The following is an 18,617-nucleotide window of genomic DNA, read 5'->3' on the forward strand; positions in this document are numbered from 1 at the left end:
ACTAAATGTCAAATTACTTAGCCAGTTTGCTACCGTTTTTACGCTGAAGGATGAGCTTATCACTTGATTTACCCACTGTTCTTGTCTTCTCACCTTTTGCGTATTTACCGGTACGGCTGCGCGGATGACCTCCGGAAGCACGTCCTTCACCACCACCCATCGGGTGATCTACTGGGTTCATGGCCACACCACGGTTTCTGGGGCGGATACCCTTCCAGCGGTTTCTACCGGCTTTACCCATGCTCTGAAGACTGTGGTCGCTGTTGCTTACCACTCCAACGGTTGCAAAACAATTGATCAGTACTTTTCTCAGCTCACCGGAAGGCATTTTCAATACAGCGTATTTTTCTTCCTTGTTGGTTAACTGTGCAGAAGCACCGGCGCTACGGGAGATCTTTCCACCCTGACCCGGGTTCAGCTCAATGTTGTGCACATTGGTACCCAGGGGCATATTTTTCAATTGCAGCGCATTTCCAATTTCAGGAGCCACAGCATTACCGCTGATCACTTCTGTACCTACAACCAATCCCTGTGGAGCAATGATATAACGCTTTTCGCCATCAGCATATTCCAAAAGCGCGATGAACGCTGTACGGTTTGGATCGTATTCGATGCTTACCACTTTAGCGGCCACATCATGCTTATCTCTCTTAAAATCAACAATACGATATTTCTTCTTATGACCACCACCTCTGTAACGCATGGTTAAATGACCTGAAGAGTTCCGTCCACCGGTGCTCTTTTTGGTTTCCAGCAGGCTTTTTTCAGGCTTGTTGGTAGTCACCTCGGAATATGAATTCCCGATTCTCCAACGCGTACCGGCAGTTACCGGCTTAAATTTTCTTACTGACATCTTGTTAAAAATTTCAAATTTCAAAAGTCAAATCTCAACTTCAGATCGCTTACTATTTGCTTTTGTTATTTGGCTCTTGTTATTTTTATAAATTCAACACTTCGCGGCGGTTGATTGCCCTTCTGTTCAGAAATTAAATATTTGCATACAGGTCAATCTCTTCACCTTCGGCAACGGTTACATATGCCTTTTTGTAACCAGCCTTCCGTCCCTGGATAAATCCTGCTTTTGTATAGCGGGTTTTATTTTTTGCGGGAGCCACAACTGTATTCACGCTGGTAACGGTAACACCGTAAAAAGTTTCAATTGCTTTTTTAATTTCCAGCTTATTTGATTTTTTTGCTACCTTAAAAGCGTACCGGCGCAGTTTCTCCTGCTGAGCATTTGCTTTTTCGGTTAAAATCGGTTTGATTAATATCTCAGATGGTTTCATGACCAAATCTTTTTTTCGGGGTTAAACTCTTAAGCTTCTACAGCCTCTTCTAAATCTTCAGAAAATATTTTTGCAGCACCTTCAGAAAGTACCAGCACCTCTGAATTTACAATATCATACGTATTGATATCGCTCAGCGGTAACGCCAGTACAGAAGGTACATTGCGCAATGACAATTCAATATTTTCATTGGGCTCGGCTAAAATGAACATTGACTTCTTTTCACCTACATTCCATTTGCTTAAAGCAGTGGCCAATGTTTTTGTTTTAGGCGCTTCCAGGCTGATATCTTCTACCACCAGGATGGCGTTTGCCTTTGCTTTATAGGAAAGTGCAGAGATCTTTGCCAGGTCTTTTACTTTCTTATTCAGCTTAAAGCTATAGTCGCGGGGTTTGGGTCCAAAAATGGTACCACCACCTTTGTATAAAGGGTTACGGATATTACCTTTACGGCTGCCTCCGGTTCCTTTTTGCTTGTGCAGCTTCCGGCTGGCGCCCTGTACTTCCGCACGGGTTTTTACTTTGTGGGTTCCCTGACGCTGTGCAGCTAAATACTGCTTAACAGCCAGATAAATTACATGGTCATTAGGCTCCGCTCCAAAAATATCATCAGGCAGTTCAACAGAACGACCGGTGCTTTTACCTTCTATATTTAAAACTTCAATTTGCATTTTCAAAAAATTTTATGTGTTACAGGATACCGGATCTTATTTTTGAATGAAAACAATGGAACCGATATGGCCCGGTACAGAACCGCTTACCAGGATGTAATTTTTTTCAGCGAAGATCTTTACCACTTTCAAACCTTTCAGCTTTACGCGGTCGCCACCCATACGGCCGGCCATGCGCATACCTTTCATTACTCGGCTGGCATCGGAAGAGTTACCCAAAGAACCGGGAGCGCGCTGGCGATCGTGCTGACCGTGTGACTGCTCACCTACCCCGTGGAAACCATGACGTTTTACAACACCCTGGAAACCTTTACCCTTTGTTGTACCTACAACATCAACTTTTTCACCTTCTTCGAAGATGTCTACAGTAATGGTATCACCAAGATTTTTTTCTAAGGAATAATCTCTGAACTCTTTTGAGAATTTTTTTGCGGAAGTGTTAGCTTTAGCGAAGTGATTTTTCTCTGGTTGTGTAGTGCGGCTTTCTTTTTTATCGCCGAAAGAGATTTGCAAGGCGTTGTAACCATCTGAGTCTGTTGTCTTTACCTGCGTTACAACACAAGGACCTGCTTCAATGATCGTGCAGGCTGTTTGTTTACCTGAGGGATCATAGATGCTGGTCATTCCCAATTTTTTCCCAATAATACCTTTCATTGTTATGTAGTTTTACGCCTTGCAGGATTATTGGGACTTCCGACAATACGCCGGAATCGATCCCCGTTTGCTACCGACCTTTTCCGTTGTTTTCCACTTATTGCAGAATTGGGAAGTACCGATAGTAAACAAACCCTGAATGGCTTGTTTTTATGTTTTACTTCGTTTGATACTTAAGAAGTTGAATTTCAGAGCTCTTTTCTGACACTTGCGGTGCCATTGAGAGATAAAAAAATGCTTTAAAAAAGAACTAACGCCACAGGCTTATCGCCGGCCGGGACTTAGGCCTTGATCTCAACTTCCACGCCACTGGGCAGATCCAGCTTCGACAGCGCATCTACCGTACGGGAAGAAGAAGTATAGATATCCAATAATCTTTTATGAGTAGCTAACTGAAACTGCTCACGGCTCTTCTTATTTACGTGTGGAGAACGCAACACAGTAAAAATTTTACGGTGAGTGGGCAAAGGAATAGGCCCGGTAACAACTGCACCAGTGCTGCGCACTGTTTTTACGATTTTCTCTGCTGATTTGTCAACCAGGTTGTGATCGTAAGACTGTAATTTAATTCTGATTCTCTGTGACATTGGATAAACCCAATTTTATTTGGGAGTGCAAATGTAGACTGATTTTTTTAAATAAACTAATTTTTAGTATTTTATTTACCGGCAAACCATAAAATTTATCAACAATTGTGGTTCTTCCAATCAGTTTTCCTTAAAACCAGGCATTCCCTGTGGGCAGCAACACCCCTTTTTAGGGATTCGGTTCCAACATAAGCGGCAATAAATCAATATGTTACCGGGGAAGCTGTTCTGGCCCTTTGAGAAATGTAGCCAATTCAGCGATCCTGTCGGTATTGATATAACCGACACCCAGTTTCCGGAACATTTCCCAGGCTTCTTTATTGTCCGGTGCCCCCCAGAAACGGATAGGCGTGCCGGCCTTACGGGCAACCTGAATGGCTACTTCAAGGGTGACTTTTGAGGCACTATCCAGATTTCCCGTACCGTTCCACGCCGAATAATTTTTAAAATTGGCGCTGAACAGCGCTACCCGGGCCAGGTTCTTCCGGGTATATATATTGGTTAGTTCCCCATCAAACCAGATGAAGGAGGGATAATAAATTAAGGAGTCCTTATTGGGCCGGTTGCCGGTGATTACGATCCGAACCGTTTTATTGCCCGTGATCTCAGGGTACCGTTTTAATGTGCTAATAATGGCATTTAGCGTAGCAACACCTTCCGTTTTGCAATCGATCAGCAACTGCAGTTTTTTACTCCGGTCTGCGTAAACCGTCCCGTTGTTCTTCCGGATACATGCCTTTATCGGATCGAGGTAAAGGCTTTTCAGATCCCTGTCCGGGCGGATGTCCCTGGCATTATGAGCCACCGGCAGGGTACCATTTACAAGAAACACATCGGCCTCAATGGAACCAAACCCGTTGTCATAGGCCAGCCCAAAAGGCCGTTTTTGCTCATAATCATTATGAGAATGTGCCTGCTGAACGGTATAGGTCCGCTGCTGGGCACTGGCTCCGGACGCAATCAGGCAACAAAGAAGAAACATCCAAATCTTCATAACATATAGTATAACAGGGAGTTCTGATTCGAAGGATGGTACTAATTAAAAGACATTTTATAGTCTACACGGATTTTCCCGTTGGAAATATCATTCAGTTTCCCCTTGATCAGCTTTTTCCGCAACGGGGGCAGGTAATCAATAAATAGTTTTCCCTCTATATGATCGTATTCGTGTAAGATAACGCGGGCCGTGATACCACTGAAGGTACGCGTGTGCTGTTGAAAATTTTCATCCTGGTAGGTAAGCGTCACTGTTTGATTGCGTGCCACGTCTTCCCGTATTTTAGGGATGCTCAGGCACCCCTCGTTGTAACTCCATAGCTCGCCTTCAAGCGTTTGGATATGTGCATTAATAAAGGTCTGCACGATGCCTTCATCTCCGGGATAGAGATCCGCTTCATCTTCTTCCAGGTTTTCGATGATCTGCTTGCTGTCTACTACGAAAAGCCGAATCGGCCGGTTTACCTGCGGCGCAGCCAGCCCTACCCCATTGCTGGCATACATGGTTTCCCACATAGACGCAATCAGCGATTCCAGCTCAGGATACTGCGGATCAATATCTTCTGCTACTTTTCTTAAAACGGGGTTGCCGTAGGCAACGATTGGTAATATCATTTTGCAAAGTTACCAAAAATTAGGCTGCCGGAAAGCATCTTACTTTGTTTTGGGAGACGGAGAGACAAGCGAAACAAAGGAATTTTGCAGTAAAATTGACGGTGGAATGCCTGTCAGCTTTTAGCATTCAGCGTTCAGCTATCAAATCAGCTGTCTTATTACTTCCGATTTCCGTATCTAAAACCAAACCATCGATCACCGATGGTTACCGCGGATGACAGATCACCGACAGCTAACCGCTAACAACAACAGCTGATAACTGAAGACTGAGCGTTAAGAAACCCGTCCCAAATACTCCTGCAGCATAATGGTAGCGGCAATTTCATCTACCAGGGCCTTATTCCGGCGTTGCATCTTCTTCAGCCCCATTTCCAGCATGGCATCCTTTGCCATTTTCGAGGTATACCGTTCATCAACCGTTTCCAGTGGCAGGTTGGGAAAGTGCTTTTTTATCTCTTTAATGGCCTTTTTTACCAGCGGAGTGGCATGGGTGTCCGAATCGTCCCAGTTTTTGGGTTCACCGATAATGATTTTTTCCACCTGCTCCTGTGCGCAATACGTTTTCAAAAACGGGATCAGTTCCCGCGAATTGATGGTCGTTAATCCGGTGGCAATGATTTGCAAGGGATCCGTAACAGCAATTCCTGTACGTTTTAAACCATAGTCGATGGCGATGATTCTGGACATGGAGCATTGAGATTTGAGACTTCAGATTTCAGACTTAAGATTTGAGATTTTTTAAGATCATGCTACCGCAAAAACATATCTGCGATTACAAACACCGCAAAAACCACCGATGCAATACCATTGGCGGTCATAAAAGCAAGGTTTACCCGACGAAGATCGTTCGGCTTTACGATACTGTGCTGATAAACCAACATGCCCACAAAAACGGAAACCCCGGCCCAGTACCATCCCCCGAAAGCGCCCTTAAAAGCTGCGGCAATCACAGCTGTGGCGCTCAGCAGGTGCAGCAGCTCGGATACCCGAAGCGCCCGTTTACCGCCCAATACAGATGGTATCGAATACAGCTGGTTCGACCGGTCGAAGCCCTCATCCTGCAATGCGTAAATAATATCAAAACCGCTCACCCAGAAAAGAACGGCAAAAGAGAAAAGAATCGGCAGGGTGTCAAATACTCCGGTTACCGCCAGATACGCACCTATTGGAGCCAGCGAAAGCCCCAGGCCCAATACCAGGTGGCAAAGCGCCGTAAACCGTTTGGTATAGCTATAGCCCAGCACTACCAGTAAGGCCACCGGCGACAAATAAAAACAAATGGGGTTGATAAAATAGGTAGCTACAATAAACAATACGCTGTTCAGAATGGTAAACCACAAGACACTGCTGGCAGACAAGACACCGGCAGGTATTTCCCGGACCGCCGTACGTGGATTCAGCGCATCGTATTTCCGGTCGAGGTACCGGTTAAACGACATGGCGGCATTGCGGGCAAAAATCATACAAAGGAGCACCAATAAAAACACCCAGCCTTTTTCACGAAAAAAATAGATGGTTTTATTCCACATTGTGGGCATAATACCAGTAGCATTGGGCGACTGATCGCTGGTATCCGTGTTGCGGACCCCCAGGAAAAAGCCAATCAATGCAAAAGGCATGGCAAAAATGGTATGGGAAAACTTTACGAGGCTTAGGTAATTCTTTGTAACAGACATTCAGCAAATGTAGGGTTCTTTCCATTTATTGAAATGCCCTTTTTAAACTTGGAAGGGAATTGGAAAATGCAGAAATGTGAAAATGAAGATCCCGTTCCTGTTGGGCGCCGGATATCCTGATGGAATACCGGGGTGAGCAATGAGCAATCCGCAATCAGAACGAGCAATCAGACGTCAGAAATCAGAACCTCAAATCTGAATCGTGAATGATCAACGGATCATGGAGGGTATAACTGGAATTTTAAACCTGAAACCGTCATCAGTTTTCGGCCATTACGCAGCGGATCACAGGCCGGCATTGAGTGTAAGGCGAAATCTGATCTGGAACTTCAAACTTTAAAACGTGAAATAAATAAGTCCATCTGGCATAAACCTGCCTGTTCAATTCCATTCCCAAATTTCTCAAGGTATCTTTTTCCTGACCAGTTCCCACAGCACCACCCCCGCTGCCGTAGCAATATTCAGGGAATGTTTCACGCCCAGTTGTGGAATTTCCAGGCAGCCGTCGCATAAGGCAATCGTCGATTGCTCTACTCCGCTCACTTCATTTCCAAATACCACGGCAATTTTGGTTTGCCCATCCCAGTTTAACTGGTGCAGCTTTGTACTCCCTTCAACCTGTTCTACAGCCAGTATGGTGTGATTCGATTCCCGCAATGCGGCAATGGCTTCCCCTGCATTTGCAAAATGCATCCAGCTTACGGTTTCCTCCGCTCCCAGGGCGGTCTTCTTCACTTCTTTATGAGGAGGTTTTGCCGAGTAACCGGTAATATAGATCGCTTCCACCCGGAACGCATCGGAGGTCCGGAACACGCTACCCACGTTATAGGCGCTGCGGATATTTTCCAGGACAACCACGATCGGGATTTTTTCCGACTCCTTGAACGCCTCCACCGACATCCGCCCCAACTCTTCCATGCTTAACTTACGCATGGCGCAAAAATAAACGGATACCAGTGAAATTGCAATAAAAAGGCTGCATCAACGTTGAACACTTTCCCCGGGCTACGTGGCGCCGGGATAATAATTGCCAACTTTGATACAGCCCTGCACTTTTTGCTATATCAGGAACTATTTCATGTCGTTACGCATTTGCTTGAGCTTGGACCCAGGCAGATAAATCTGAAAACCCAATCCCAGTTCAGGGCGGAACGATACACCGTTGCTGCCTGCCCCGGTAATAATATTCGCTTTTGCGAGTGCTTCCAGGGCAATGTTCTCATTTACAAAAAACGCCAGTCCGGGTCCAATACCTGCCCCAAAACCGTTGGTCGATTTACCACCGGCATTGTTACCACTGACACCAGCATCCGCTTCTGCAAAAACACGGGTTTGCTTGGGTGTATTTACCTGCTGCTCTCCAAAATAGTAACGGGCCATTGGTCCTACAAAATAATTGATCGACGGCTTCTGTGCCCTTCCGGCCTTAAACCCCAGGTCAACCTTACCTCCGATGGCTAAATCCTCCTGTACAAACCACGCAACTTTCGGCGTAATATTCATCTGAAAGCTTTTTTCATTGGTACTTCCGGATAACAAAGCAAGATTACCACCAATCAGATAATATCCTTTCTGTGTTTGCGCGTTGGCCCCATAAGCTGTAGCCGCTAAAATCAGGGCGGAAAGCATGATTTTCTTCATAAATTATAATTTTACTAATATAAAACTCAACAATTATGCCACAACCAGCAATCTTCCTGTAAATCAAGCTGTTTCTTGATGAACGGCATCTCTGAACAAGCGTTTTTGATGCCTGCCTTCCGGTTATTAAACGCCGTTTTCCCCTATTTTTGCGCTCCATGGCAAAGGCAAAAAATAACAACCCGCAGGACACTCCGCTCATGCAGCAGCACAAGGCGATTAAACAAAAATATCCGGATGCTGTATTGCTGTTTCGTGTAGGTGATTTTTATGAAACCTTTGGCCAGGATGCCGTTATCGCATCCCAGGTACTGGGCATAACCCTTACCAAAAGAAACAACGGGGCTGCCGCTTCGCTGGACCTTGCCGGCTTTCCGCACCATTCACTGGACACCTACCTGCATAAGCTTGTAAAGGCAGGCTACCGGGTGGCCATCTGCGATCAGCTGGAAGACCCCAAACAGGCGAAAGGGCTCGTAAAACGGGGCGTAACAGAAATGCTGACCCCCGGCACTGCCATCAACGACAAACTCCTCGAACACAATAGCAACAACTTCCTGGCGGGAATCCATTTTGCGGACGACGAACAATTCGGCCTCGCTTTTCTTGATCTTTCCACCGGGGAATTTTTTGTAGCGGAGGGCGACCGCGAATATGCCGATAAACTGTTACAAAGTTTCCGGCCGGCGGAAGTGGTGTTCCAACGCCATCAGCAAAAAAAATACAAGGAATACTTTGCCAGTAAGACCTATATCTACACCCTGGATGAGTGGATCTTCGACAAGCAGTATGCGCAGGACGTGCTGTTAAAACATTTCCAGACCCACTCGCTGAAAGGTTTTGGAATCGGCGAAATGGAAAAAGGCATCACGGCCGCCGGCGCTGTTATCCATTACCTGAAAGATACCGAGCATCCCAACCTGCAACATATTACCTCCATCGGTAGTATTCATAAGAACGAGTTTCTGTGGATGGATAAATTCACCATCCGCAACCTGGAACTGGCAGGCGGACCGGCAGATGGACATACACTTTTAAAAGTGCTCGACAATACCGTATCGCCCATGGGCGCTCGCCTGTTAAAACGGTGGATCATCTTTCCCCTGATCGATCTTCACAAGATCAACGAACGGCTGGATGTGGTGGAAACCATGATCAAGGATCCTGAGCTCCGGCAGCTGCTGACCCAATCCATTAAACTTTGCGGAGATATTGAGCGGCTGGTGGCCAAGATTCCCACCAAAAAGATCAATCCCCGGGAAATACTGCAACTGGCCCGGGGCCTGCAGCAGGTGGCCATCATCAAAGAGACCTGCCTGGCCCAATCGAACACCTACCTGCAACGGGTGGGTGACGCACTCAATCCCTGCCCCGTTATTGCGGAAAAAATCAGCCGCGAAATCGTTGAGCAGCCACCGGCTACCATTGCCAAAGGAGGCGTAATCCAAAGCGGGATACTGGAAGAACTGGATGAGCTGCGCATCATTTCCAGCGATGGAAAGGCCTACCTTACCAAATTACAGGTAAAGGAGGCGGAAGCAACCGGAATCAGTTCGCTTAAAGTTGGATTTAATAATGTATTCGGATACTACCTTGAAGTAACCAATGTTCACAAGAATAAAGTACCGGAAAACTGGATCCGGAAACAAACCCTGGCCAATGCCGAGCGTTATATCACCCCGGAATTAAAAGAGTATGAAGAAAAGATCACAGGAGCCGAAGAAAAAATATTATTGCTGGAACAACAGTTATACGACCAGCTGCTCAACGAGTTGTTCGAATACCTGGCGCCCGTACAGGCCAACGGTAATTTAATTGCAATACTCGATTGTTTGGCCTGTTTTGCCCACAACGCCATTCATTACCAGTACAAAAAACCAAAGGTTTACGAGGATTCGGTATGGAGCGTGAAAGAAGGCCGGCACCCCGTAATTGAGCGGAACCTGGCCGTTGGCGAAAGTTATATACACAACGATCTGGAGCTCAATAAGGCCGATCAGCAGATCATCATTCTTACGGGACCTAATATGAGCGGTAAATCGGCCTTGCTGCGCCAAACCGCGCTCATAACACTTATGGCGCATATGGGCAGCTTCGTTCCGGCCACGGAAGCACATATTTCGCTGACCGATAAGATTTTTACCCGGGTTGGCGCCTCTGACAATTTAAGCGGCGGAGAGAGCACTTTTATGGTGGAAATGAATGAAACCGCCTCTATCATTAATAATATTACCGACCGAAGCCTGGTACTGCTGGATGAGATCGGCCGGGGTACTTCCACTTACGACGGAATCTCTATTGCCTGGAGCATTGCAGAGTATCTCCATCAGTCGCCCCATCAGCCCAAGACCCTGTTTGCCACCCATTACCATGAGCTTAACGAACTGGAAGAAAAGCTGGAACGGGTAAAGAATTACCATGTTACCAATAAAGAGATCGGTAATAAAATCATTTTTCTCCGCAAACTGGCCCGGGGCGGCAGTACCCACAGTTTCGGGATCCATGTGGCCAAAATGGCTGGTATGCCGCCCGCATTGATCCAGCGGGCAAACGAGATTCTTGCCCAGCTGGAAAATAAGCACATGCATGAAGACGGGGCCGGAAAAAACATCCAGGAAAAGATCAGGGATGTAAATGCGCCTCAGTTCCAGTTGTCGATCTTTGACGCCCACAGCGAAACCTTTGATTCGATCCGCAAAGCGCTTGCCGATATTGACATTAACCGTCTCACACCTGTGGAAGCATTGCTGAAATTGCAGGAGATCAAGGCGAAGATCCAGTAATCCCCGGTTGCGCTTGGCTACATCTTCTGTAAAACATCGCGGCTGGTGTTGTTGCGAACGGCTGTCGCCGCACGTCTTATAGGGTAGACTAATCTTTATTAATGACCGGAATCAACCATATGAAGCAACTGTATAAACGAATCTGTAGCCTGGGAATCATCGGCCTCATTTTCAGTCTTATCTTTTCCTCCTGCCAGAAGGAAGACCTGCAGCCGCCCATGGTGATCGATCCCATTGAGGGACGCATCCTTGCAGCAGACACATTACGGTCTGGCAGCTTTTTGGGAATGCAGATCGGCGATGCACATGAAGCGGTGTATGAAAAAATCAAGGGCATTGCGCTGGAAAAAAACATTGACATGCTTTGGGTAACCAACCCGCAGTTCTCTGGGATTGAAGTGTTAAAGGGAAAACTGGGTTATTATTCCGACCTGCGGCTGAGCAATCAATCGCAGCCGTCGGAATATGTACTCTTTCAAATTGAGGGCGACCGGGTAAAGACCATTTATAACCCGGAGGGCCGGCAGCTTCCCAAATGGCCAGAAGGCAGGCAATACGGTTATACGATCAGTATCGGTGATTCCGTTGGAGTGCTTTATCCCAAACTGCTGCAACTACAGTCCAATGCCCGGTATAAGGCCTATTTCTCTGCCATATCTGCGTTTGCAAAGTTCATCAGCAAGCCTTATGATACCCGGATGTCGGCTTCTGCAGAATGGTATTTGAATTACCGGCAACCCGATAAAAAAACAGTGACGAGAAACACGCTGCTCTTTAAAGACGGAAGCTTGCGGGAAATACGCACCCTGGTACAGGCAACCCCTTAAACACGTCCAAGGCTCCCGGCAGTTTCATTGCACCCCGTGATTGAAATTGAACTCTCGAGGAGGCTTGCTTCCCGTTGAAAGGCGTCAATCGTCATTCTCCACCCCTGGCCCCGAACATTCTGCTTTTTCTTTTGTTTCTTTGCCAATATAGAGCAAACAGGCTTCATGCCTGTTACAAAAACAAACAATCGTTCATGAAATTAGATATACTCGCTATTGGCGTTCATCCGGATGATGTAGAGCTTTGTTGTTCCGGAACATTGTTGAAAGAAATCCAGGCCGGTAAAAAAGCCGGCATTGTTGATCTCACCCAGGGCGAACTGGGAACCAGGGGAACCAAAGAAACCCGTCACGCGGAGGCAGTTGATGCAGCCCGGATCATGGGGGTTTCCGTACGGGAGAACCTGAAAATGCGGGATGGCTTTTTCCGCAACGACGAGGAGCACCAGCTCCGACTGATCAAAGTGATCCGCAAATACCAACCCGATATCATTTTAGGTAATGTGCTGGAAGACCGCCATCCGGATCACGGGCGTGCCGGACACCTGATCAATGATGCCTGCTTTTTATCGGGCCTTTCGAAAATTGAAACAACAGATGATAACGGCACTCCCCAACAGAAATGGCGGCCCTCCTATTTTTTCCAGTATATGCAGGACTGGTATCATGAACCCAGTGTGCTCATCGATATCTCATCGGTGATCGACATGAAGATGAAAGCCATTGAGGCCTACAGCACACAGTTTTATACAGGAACTTCCAACCCCGGCGACACCGAACCCCAAACCTATATTTCCACACCGGATTTCCGGGAAAGTATCCTGGCCCGGAGCCGGATGCTGGGTAAACGTATCGGGGTAAAACATGCTGAAGGGCTGATGACTACCAAGATTATCGGCATGGAAAACCTTTCATCGGTGATCCTTAACGAAACCTAAGTGTAAATGTTAAAATAAAGGCGAATATTTTACCAGAATTAGATGTGCGGGGCTGACGTATTTTAGCTACCTTTGCACCCCAATAAAATATAATTTCTAACAATGGCTTTTCCCAAGTTTGCAACGCCCCCTCCTCCTTCGTTCCATACGGTTCTTAAAAATCGCATACACGATTATTTTGAATCGAAAGGCGTACGCAGCACCGGCAATTTCCGCCTGTACTCAAAAGCCTTGTTCCTGGTGGCCGGGTTTCTGGCCGTTTATATACACCTGGTCTTTTTTACGCCACCCACAGTCTGGGCCATTATTGAATGCCTGCTGCTGGGATTATTTACCTCGGCTATTGGCTTTAATATTATGCACGATGGTGCGCACGGAAGCTTTAGCAGCAAACCCTGGGTAAATACACTTGCCGCTTCTTCATTAAACTTTTTGGGAGCTAACACATTTATGTGGAAGATGAAGCACAATGTCATTCACCATGCCTATACCAACATTGATGGCATTGACGACGACCTGGATGCCAAACCCTTTTTAAGATTGTGCGAAACCCAGAAATACCACAAAATGCATCGTTACCAGCATTTTTACTTCTGGCTGGCTTATTCCTTTTTGTATCTTTTCTGGATCTTTTTTTCTGATTATAAAAAATACTTTACCGGTAAAGTCGGTGAAATTCCGTTGAAGAAGATGAAAACAAAGGATCACATCACTTTCTGGGGATTCAAGTTGCTGCATATTTTTTTATTTGTAGCACTGCCTATTTATGTACTGGGCTTTGAAAACTGGCTGATCGGCTTCCTGGTGTATACACTTTTTGCTGGCTTTGTATTGAGCGTGGTATTTCAATTGGCGCATACCGTAGAGCACACCCATTTTCCGGTGGTAAATGCGCAAAACAATAAGGTAGACGATGAGTGGGCCATTCACCAGTTGAAAACCACGGCTAATTTTGCTACCCGGAACCGGCTGGCCTGCTGGTTTATGGGTGGATTGAATTTCCAGGTAGAGCACCATCTTTTTCCCAAGATATCGCATATCCATTATCCCCGGATCAACAAGATCATTAAAAGCACCTGCGCCGAGTTCAACGTGCAATACATCGAATACCGGCGGGTACACAATGCATTTGCTTCGCATGTGTCTTATTTAAAGGAGCTGAGCCGGCCTGGCAGTATGCATCACCACCATTAAGGTGCCGGGTGCGCTGCTTTTTAGCTTTGGCAATTGGTTGTACTCCAACCTGCATACAGGAATACGCACGGACTTAATCACTACTCTTTTAGCAGCCCCGCATATAAGAGATATTACAATGATCTTCAAATTCGGCAGCGGTGCTGCAGGTTCTCGTTTATAAAATCAATACATTTGATCTTATAAACGTATATTTCCTGTCATGAAAAGAGTTCCGTTCATTCTTATTTTCACCGTTGTTTCCGTTATGAAGTTATTCGCCCAGCAAAAAAACGACCGGCCGGTTGTTTTATCCAATCACCAGGCCATTTACGTAACCGACCTTAAAAAAGCCGCGGCTTTTTACGCGGATATTATTGGCCTGGAGCAAGTAGATGAGCCTTTTAAAATAGGCAAACATGCCTGGTTCAAAACCGGTCCCAAAACCACGCTGCACATTATCCTGGGCGCCGACAAACCCAAGGAGTATTTCAAGAACAACCATATGTGCTTTACCGTGGCCTCCCTGGAAGCATTCGTCCGCAAGCTCGACCAGCATAAAGTACCTTATGAAGATGTAAGCGGCAAATTATCATCCGTTACAACACGCGTAGATGGGGTAAAACAGATCTGGCTCCGTGACCCCGACAATTACTGGATCGAGATCAATAATGATCCGTCGATGTTTGAGTAGGCGGTTCGCTTTGAGCTACCAGTTATCAGCCATCAGATGCTAACGGGCGGTGCCCTGCAATACTGATCCCTGTTTTTTGATTTTTGGTTTTTGAGATTTAGGATTTAAGATTTGGACTTTAGCAATTGTATTCAGATCCCATCTGTACATCAAACCTTTATTCAGATTCCCTTCAACGCTTTTTTAACCAATTGTTCCAAACCGGTCTCAGGCTCCTGTGCCAGCACTTTCTGCACTGCCTGTTCTGCCGGTACCCGTTGAATACCGAGGGCAAGTAATGCCTCTACTGCATCCTGCCTTACGGAAGGCACCACTGTTAATGCCTGCTCTGCCGGCAGATCGATATGTAGCTTACCCAGCTTATCCTTTAATTCCAGCACAGCCCGCTCTGCAGTTTTTTTCCCGATGCCTTTTATCCGCTCCAGGCTTTTTGCATCCCCGTAAGTGATGGCTTTTACCACCTCATCCGGCTTCATATAAGACAGGATTAACCGGGCCGTACCTGCCCCGATTCCCGAAACACTGATCAAACCAAGGAAAATTTCTTTTTCATGGGTTCCTGCAAATCCATATAATAACTGGGCATCCTCCCGTATAAGCAGATGTGTAAAAAGCAACCCCTCGTCGAGGGCCTCAATCGCCGAGTAGGTGTTCAAACTGATGTTTACCTCATAGCCTACACCATTCACATCTACGATTACAGCAGATGGCGTTTTATAAGTGAATTTCCCTTTCAGATATGCATACATGTCGCGAATTTAAATTTCTAATTCCGGATTTTCATTTCTAATTTATGATTTCTGATTCCCATACATTCACCCTAACTTTGGCGCTAAATTTTTTTTACCAGATGAGCAACAAAGTTACAGCAGCCATCACGGCAGTGGGCGGATATGTTCCTGAAGACAAATTAACCAATTTTGACCTGGAGAAGATTGTAGATACCACCGACGAATGGATCCGCACCCGAACGGGGATCACTGAACGCAGGATCCTGAAAGGAGAAGGAAAAGGAACCTCCGAAATGATTGTGCCTGCTGTAAAACAACTTTGTGAAAAACGAGGGATCGACCCAATGGAGATCGATTGCCTGATTGTAGCCACCGTTACTCCAGACATGGTATTTCCGGCCACCGCTAATATTGTTTGCGACAAGATCGGCGCAAAAAACGCCTGGGGCTTTGATGTATCTGCAGCCTGTTCCGGTTTCTTATATACGCTAACCCTGGGTGCATCACTTATTGAAAGCGGACGCTATAAAAAAGTAGTAGTGGTGGGAGCTGATAAAATGAGTTCGATCATCGACTATACAGACCGCGCGACCTGTATTATTTTTGGTGACGGCGCCGCCGCGGTTTTGCTGGAGCCCAGCCAGAACGGCTACGGCATAAAAGACAGCATTTTAAAAAGCGACGGAAGTGGTGCCCAGTACCTGAGAATGAAAGCAGGCGGGTCGAGGTATCCTGCCAGTGCTGAAACCGTTGCCGCGCGCGAGCACTATGCCTACCAGGAAGGAAAGACGGTTTTCAAATTCGCGGTTACCGGTATGGCAGATGTTAGCGCCCAACTTCTTGAACGCAACCATTTGACCGGTGACGACATTGCCTGGCTGGCACCGCATCAGGCTAATCTCCGGATCATTGATGCTACAGCGCAACGCATCGGTCTTCCCCGCGAAAAAGTAATGATCAATATTCAGAAATTTGGCAATACCACTGCAGCTACCATTCCACTTTGTCTTTGGGAATGGGAAAATCAATTAAGAACCGGAGACAAGATCGTTCTGGCAGCCTTTGGCGGTGGTTTTACCTGGGGTGCTACACTGGTGGAATGGGCTTATGACCCTGCGGGAATTTAAAATATTCAATGTAAATAGTAAATATTGAAGTAAGACATCAGAAATGCAGAACCGGAATGCTGTTACTCCATGATCCTGGTTTCATGCCGCACTTCGTTTTAATTGATACCCGTAAATGACGGATAAAGCCGCCAGCAAGGGAGCGATCTCTTTCAGCGGTAAATGCTGGATCCCCGAAAAATGCACCAGGAGTGCTGCCACAAGTGCAGCGATGGCAAAACCGAAATAATACTTCTTCACCCGCTTACTCCTGATAAAAACAACAACCGTATTCAGCGGCAGGGCCCATAGAACATTCCAGTTATCGGCACAGGACTGATGGTTGGTAAAAAACCACATAAACAACAGTTGCATCCCAATCAGTCCTGTAATAAAAAGGATCGCCGCACGCACCATTTTCCGGCATCTCCGCAACACGGGTATAAAATAAACGGCGAATACCAGTAATAACAACAGCAAAAAAATCAGGAGTGGCGTATTAACAGCCTGTGTTGGCGCAGCAATTTTTTCTTTCAGCAATACCTTGCTGGTAACAAAGGGCCGGTCTCCATGCCGCGCCTGCTGCAACGCGGCATACAGGTAATCCGGCAGGAACATGGAATGCAACTCATTCATTTGAGCATCCACCGGCCGCCCCAATATAATATCAATTCCCAAACGCTGCCATGGTTTTGCTGCCAGGTACCGATCGATTACCTCCCGGTAACTGTGCTGCTTTCCGCCCAGCACCACTCCAAAATGAAAGGAGGTATCCAGCGTAGCCGGGAAAATATCGCGTACTCTTGTAGCACAATTGTCAAAAAGAAAATCATACCGGTATGCCCGGTTGGCAGGCAGGAGGTTTCTTTCTAAAAACATCCGAACCCTTTTATTACCGGCCGGATCCAGTTGCAATACCTGCTCCGTAACCCTTCTTCCCTCCCGGGCATAGCTGTATAAAAAACGGTCGAAGTCCTCAGCATCCAGGAAGTACAGCAGCTTACCGAGTGTAAATTTGGTATAGAAATCCGGATCGTTGAAATCAAAGGTACCATAGTTGTAAACGATATCAGTGCCGTTAACGCTATCGGTCACCCTTACGGCCGTATGACCAAAAGAGGAATACAACTCCGCTCCTGTTCCGCAGGTAAGCACACTGATCCTGTAGCGCTCATTTGCAGTGCTGGTCCTGCCTGTCTGCGCCCGTACACCCGGAGCCATGGAGAAAAGCAACAGCCAGCACAGGAGTATTCTTGTCATAGGAAAAGAACGCCCGTTATTTTTTTGCAAGCACCGAAAGCATCACCGTTACTTTATCCGCCATGGTAATACTGCTCCTGCCGATCTTATAATCGAGCCGGTTCAATGAAAAATTAGCAGTAAATAAGTATCCGCCGTCGGCAGGTTTGGCTATAAAATCGAATTTAATGGCTTTAGAAATGCCGTGCATGGTCAGCATTGCTTCCGCATAGTAGATATTCCCCTGTTTGGGCAGGATGCGGGTAGATTGAATGCGAATCTCCGGATATTGTGCCGCGTCGAAAAAATCAGCCTGTTTCAGGTGATTGTCGCGTCGCTGGATATTGGTATTAACTGTATTCACATCTACGGTTACGTCAAAGGAGCTCTTGCTCCAGTCGGCTGTATTGACATGGATCATTCCTTTTAATCCCTGAAAACTGCCATCTACATCCACTCCCATATTCTTGATTACAAATCCAACCTTGCTTTCCGCTTCCACCGGTTTTAAAGATTGCGCCTGCAGCACATTGTTGCATATAACCGCTGCAATCAGCAATAGCATCGTTTTTCCCATAGCTTTCCAGTTTTATATTTAAAATTGATTGGTTGTTAACAATACCAGGGTACAGGCTTCCACCGGTTCAATGCCCTGTTGTTTTGCTTTTGCGGCCAGTGCCTCATTTTCCGCGCCCGGGTTAAAAATGATCCGCCGGGGATGCAGTTTCAAAATATAATCTTCATATTGCTGCTGATGCGCAGGATTCAGATAAAGCGTTACCGTGTCCACCCCTTTTTCATCCGTTTGCTCCTTTTGTATTGTCACATCACCAATCCGGCCCTCCCGCTTGCCGATGGCCACCACCTCATGGTTATGTGCCCGCAACCGTTTAACAGCCATATTGCTGTAGCGCGCCGGATTTTCAGAAGCCCCCAGTACAATTGTTTTCTTGTTCATACGTTTTCTTCTCCATATAATAGAACAGGCTGCTCCTTTAAA

The 18,617-nt window shown here is 46.4% G+C and carries 21 protein-coding genes; 6 read left to right on the forward strand and 15 right to left on the reverse strand.

Features of this window, described 5'->3' with window-relative positions:
• Nucleotides 1-13: 13 nt before the first annotated feature.
• From rplB to LL912_RS09630, 11 genes are all read right to left on the reverse strand, one after another.
• On the reverse strand, nucleotides 14-853 hold the full coding sequence (gene rplB, locus LL912_RS09580; RefSeq protein WP_235553354.1) for a 50S ribosomal protein L2: 840 nt from the start codon (nucleotides 851-853) through the stop codon (nucleotides 14-16).
• Nucleotides 854-986: 133 nt separating this feature from the next.
• Entirely contained in the window at nucleotides 987-1,286 is a 300-nt protein-coding gene (gene rplW, locus LL912_RS09585; protein WP_235553355.1) for a 50S ribosomal protein L23, read from the reverse strand.
• 29 nt (nucleotides 1,287-1,315) lie between these two features.
• On the reverse strand, nucleotides 1,316-1,957 hold the full coding sequence (gene rplD / locus LL912_RS09590) for a 50S ribosomal protein L4 (protein WP_235553356.1): 642 nt from the start codon (nucleotides 1,955-1,957) through the stop codon (nucleotides 1,316-1,318).
• Between the two features lie 36 nt (nucleotides 1,958-1,993).
• On the reverse strand, nucleotides 1,994-2,611 hold the full coding sequence (gene rplC / locus LL912_RS09595; RefSeq protein WP_090388146.1) for a 50S ribosomal protein L3: 618 nt from the start codon (nucleotides 2,609-2,611) through the stop codon (nucleotides 1,994-1,996).
• A gap of 281 nt (nucleotides 2,612-2,892) precedes the next feature.
• Complete coding sequence (gene rpsJ, locus LL912_RS09600) at nucleotides 2,893-3,198, reverse strand: 30S ribosomal protein S10 (protein ID WP_008584585.1); 306 nt, start codon at nucleotides 3,196-3,198, stop codon at nucleotides 2,893-2,895.
• A 211-nt stretch (nucleotides 3,199-3,409) separates the two neighbouring features.
• On the reverse strand, nucleotides 3,410-4,192 hold the full coding sequence (locus LL912_RS09605) for a phosphatidylinositol-specific phospholipase C/glycerophosphodiester phosphodiesterase family protein (protein ID WP_235553357.1): 783 nt from the start codon (nucleotides 4,190-4,192) through the stop codon (nucleotides 3,410-3,412).
• 41 nt (nucleotides 4,193-4,233) lie between these two features.
• The gene (def, locus tag LL912_RS09610) at nucleotides 4,234-4,809 is read right to left on the reverse strand and encodes a peptide deformylase (RefSeq protein WP_235553358.1); all 576 of its coding nucleotides are present in this window, start codon (nucleotides 4,807-4,809) and stop codon (nucleotides 4,234-4,236) included.
• Nucleotides 4,810-5,082: 273 nt separating this feature from the next.
• A complete protein-coding gene (gene ruvX / locus LL912_RS09615; RefSeq protein ID WP_235553359.1) occupies nucleotides 5,083-5,496 on the reverse strand; it encodes a Holliday junction resolvase RuvX in 414 nt (137 codons plus the stop codon).
• A gap of 62 nt (nucleotides 5,497-5,558) precedes the next feature.
• On the reverse strand, nucleotides 5,559-6,485 hold the full coding sequence (locus LL912_RS09620; RefSeq protein WP_235553360.1) for a UbiA-like polyprenyltransferase: 927 nt from the start codon (nucleotides 6,483-6,485) through the stop codon (nucleotides 5,559-5,561).
• 402 nt (nucleotides 6,486-6,887) lie between these two features.
• Nucleotides 6,888-7,418, reverse strand: coding sequence for an RNA methyltransferase (locus LL912_RS09625; RefSeq protein WP_235553361.1), 531 nt, complete (start codon nucleotides 7,416-7,418; stop codon nucleotides 6,888-6,890).
• 138 nt (nucleotides 7,419-7,556) lie between these two features.
• Nucleotides 7,557-8,126: a hypothetical protein gene (locus LL912_RS09630; RefSeq protein ID WP_235553362.1), complete on the reverse strand. Its 570-nt coding sequence runs from the start codon at nucleotides 8,124-8,126 to the stop codon at nucleotides 7,557-7,559.
• 158 nt (nucleotides 8,127-8,284) lie between these two features.
• Between LL912_RS09630 and mutS the strand changes: the two genes are divergently transcribed.
• The 5 genes from mutS to LL912_RS09655 all read left to right on the forward strand — a co-directional run bounded on the left by mutS (nucleotide 8,285) and on the right by LL912_RS09655 (nucleotide 14,541).
• The gene (mutS, locus tag LL912_RS09635) at nucleotides 8,285-10,909 is read left to right on the forward strand and encodes a DNA mismatch repair protein MutS (RefSeq protein ID WP_235553363.1); all 2,625 of its coding nucleotides are present in this window, start codon (nucleotides 8,285-8,287) and stop codon (nucleotides 10,907-10,909) included.
• Nucleotides 10,910-11,010: 101 nt separating this feature from the next.
• The gene (locus tag LL912_RS09640; RefSeq protein ID WP_235553364.1) at nucleotides 11,011-11,736 is read left to right on the forward strand and encodes a hypothetical protein; all 726 of its coding nucleotides are present in this window, start codon (nucleotides 11,011-11,013) and stop codon (nucleotides 11,734-11,736) included.
• Between the two features lie 194 nt (nucleotides 11,737-11,930).
• On the forward strand, nucleotides 11,931-12,674 hold the full coding sequence (bshB1, locus tag LL912_RS09645; protein ID WP_235553365.1) for a bacillithiol biosynthesis deacetylase BshB1: 744 nt from the start codon (nucleotides 11,931-11,933) through the stop codon (nucleotides 12,672-12,674).
• A gap of 102 nt (nucleotides 12,675-12,776) precedes the next feature.
• Nucleotides 12,777-13,868 (forward strand): fatty acid desaturase family protein, encoded by a 1,092-nt coding sequence (locus LL912_RS09650; protein WP_235553366.1) that lies wholly within the window; start codon nucleotides 12,777-12,779, stop codon nucleotides 13,866-13,868.
• Nucleotides 13,869-14,070: 202 nt separating this feature from the next.
• Nucleotides 14,071-14,541, forward strand: a complete 471-nt coding sequence (locus LL912_RS09655; protein WP_235553367.1) for a VOC family protein — start codon at nucleotides 14,071-14,073, stop codon at nucleotides 14,539-14,541.
• 161 nt (nucleotides 14,542-14,702) lie between these two features.
• Here the strand turns inward: LL912_RS09655 and ruvA are convergent, their stop codons facing one another.
• A complete protein-coding gene (ruvA, locus tag LL912_RS09660; RefSeq protein WP_235553368.1) occupies nucleotides 14,703-15,290 on the reverse strand; it encodes a Holliday junction branch migration protein RuvA in 588 nt (195 codons plus the stop codon).
• Nucleotides 15,291-15,391: 101 nt separating this feature from the next.
• On the opposite strand from ruvA, the gene LL912_RS09665 reads away from it, so the two are divergent.
• A complete protein-coding gene (locus LL912_RS09665; protein WP_235553369.1) occupies nucleotides 15,392-16,399 on the forward strand; it encodes a beta-ketoacyl-ACP synthase III in 1,008 nt (335 codons plus the stop codon).
• An 81-nt stretch (nucleotides 16,400-16,480) separates the two neighbouring features.
• Here LL912_RS09665 and LL912_RS09670 read toward each other — a convergent pair whose 3' ends face one another.
• The 3 genes from LL912_RS09670 to LL912_RS09680 are packed head-to-tail and all read right to left on the reverse strand — an operon-like array spanning nucleotide 16,481 to nucleotide 18,575.
• Nucleotides 16,481-17,638, reverse strand: coding sequence for an Lnb N-terminal periplasmic domain-containing protein (locus LL912_RS09670; RefSeq protein WP_235553370.1), 1,158 nt, complete (start codon nucleotides 17,636-17,638; stop codon nucleotides 16,481-16,483).
• A gap of 16 nt (nucleotides 17,639-17,654) precedes the next feature.
• On the reverse strand, nucleotides 17,655-18,194 hold the full coding sequence (locus tag LL912_RS09675) for a YceI family protein (RefSeq protein WP_235553371.1): 540 nt from the start codon (nucleotides 18,192-18,194) through the stop codon (nucleotides 17,655-17,657).
• A gap of 18 nt (nucleotides 18,195-18,212) precedes the next feature.
• Complete coding sequence (locus LL912_RS09680; RefSeq protein WP_235553372.1) at nucleotides 18,213-18,575, reverse strand: CoA-binding protein; 363 nt, start codon at nucleotides 18,573-18,575, stop codon at nucleotides 18,213-18,215.
• Nucleotides 18,576-18,617 lie beyond the last annotated feature (42 nt).

It is taken from the genome of Niabella agricola (assembly GCF_021538615.1).
GTDB lineage: Bacteria > Bacteroidota > Bacteroidia > Chitinophagales > Chitinophagaceae > Niabella > Niabella agricola.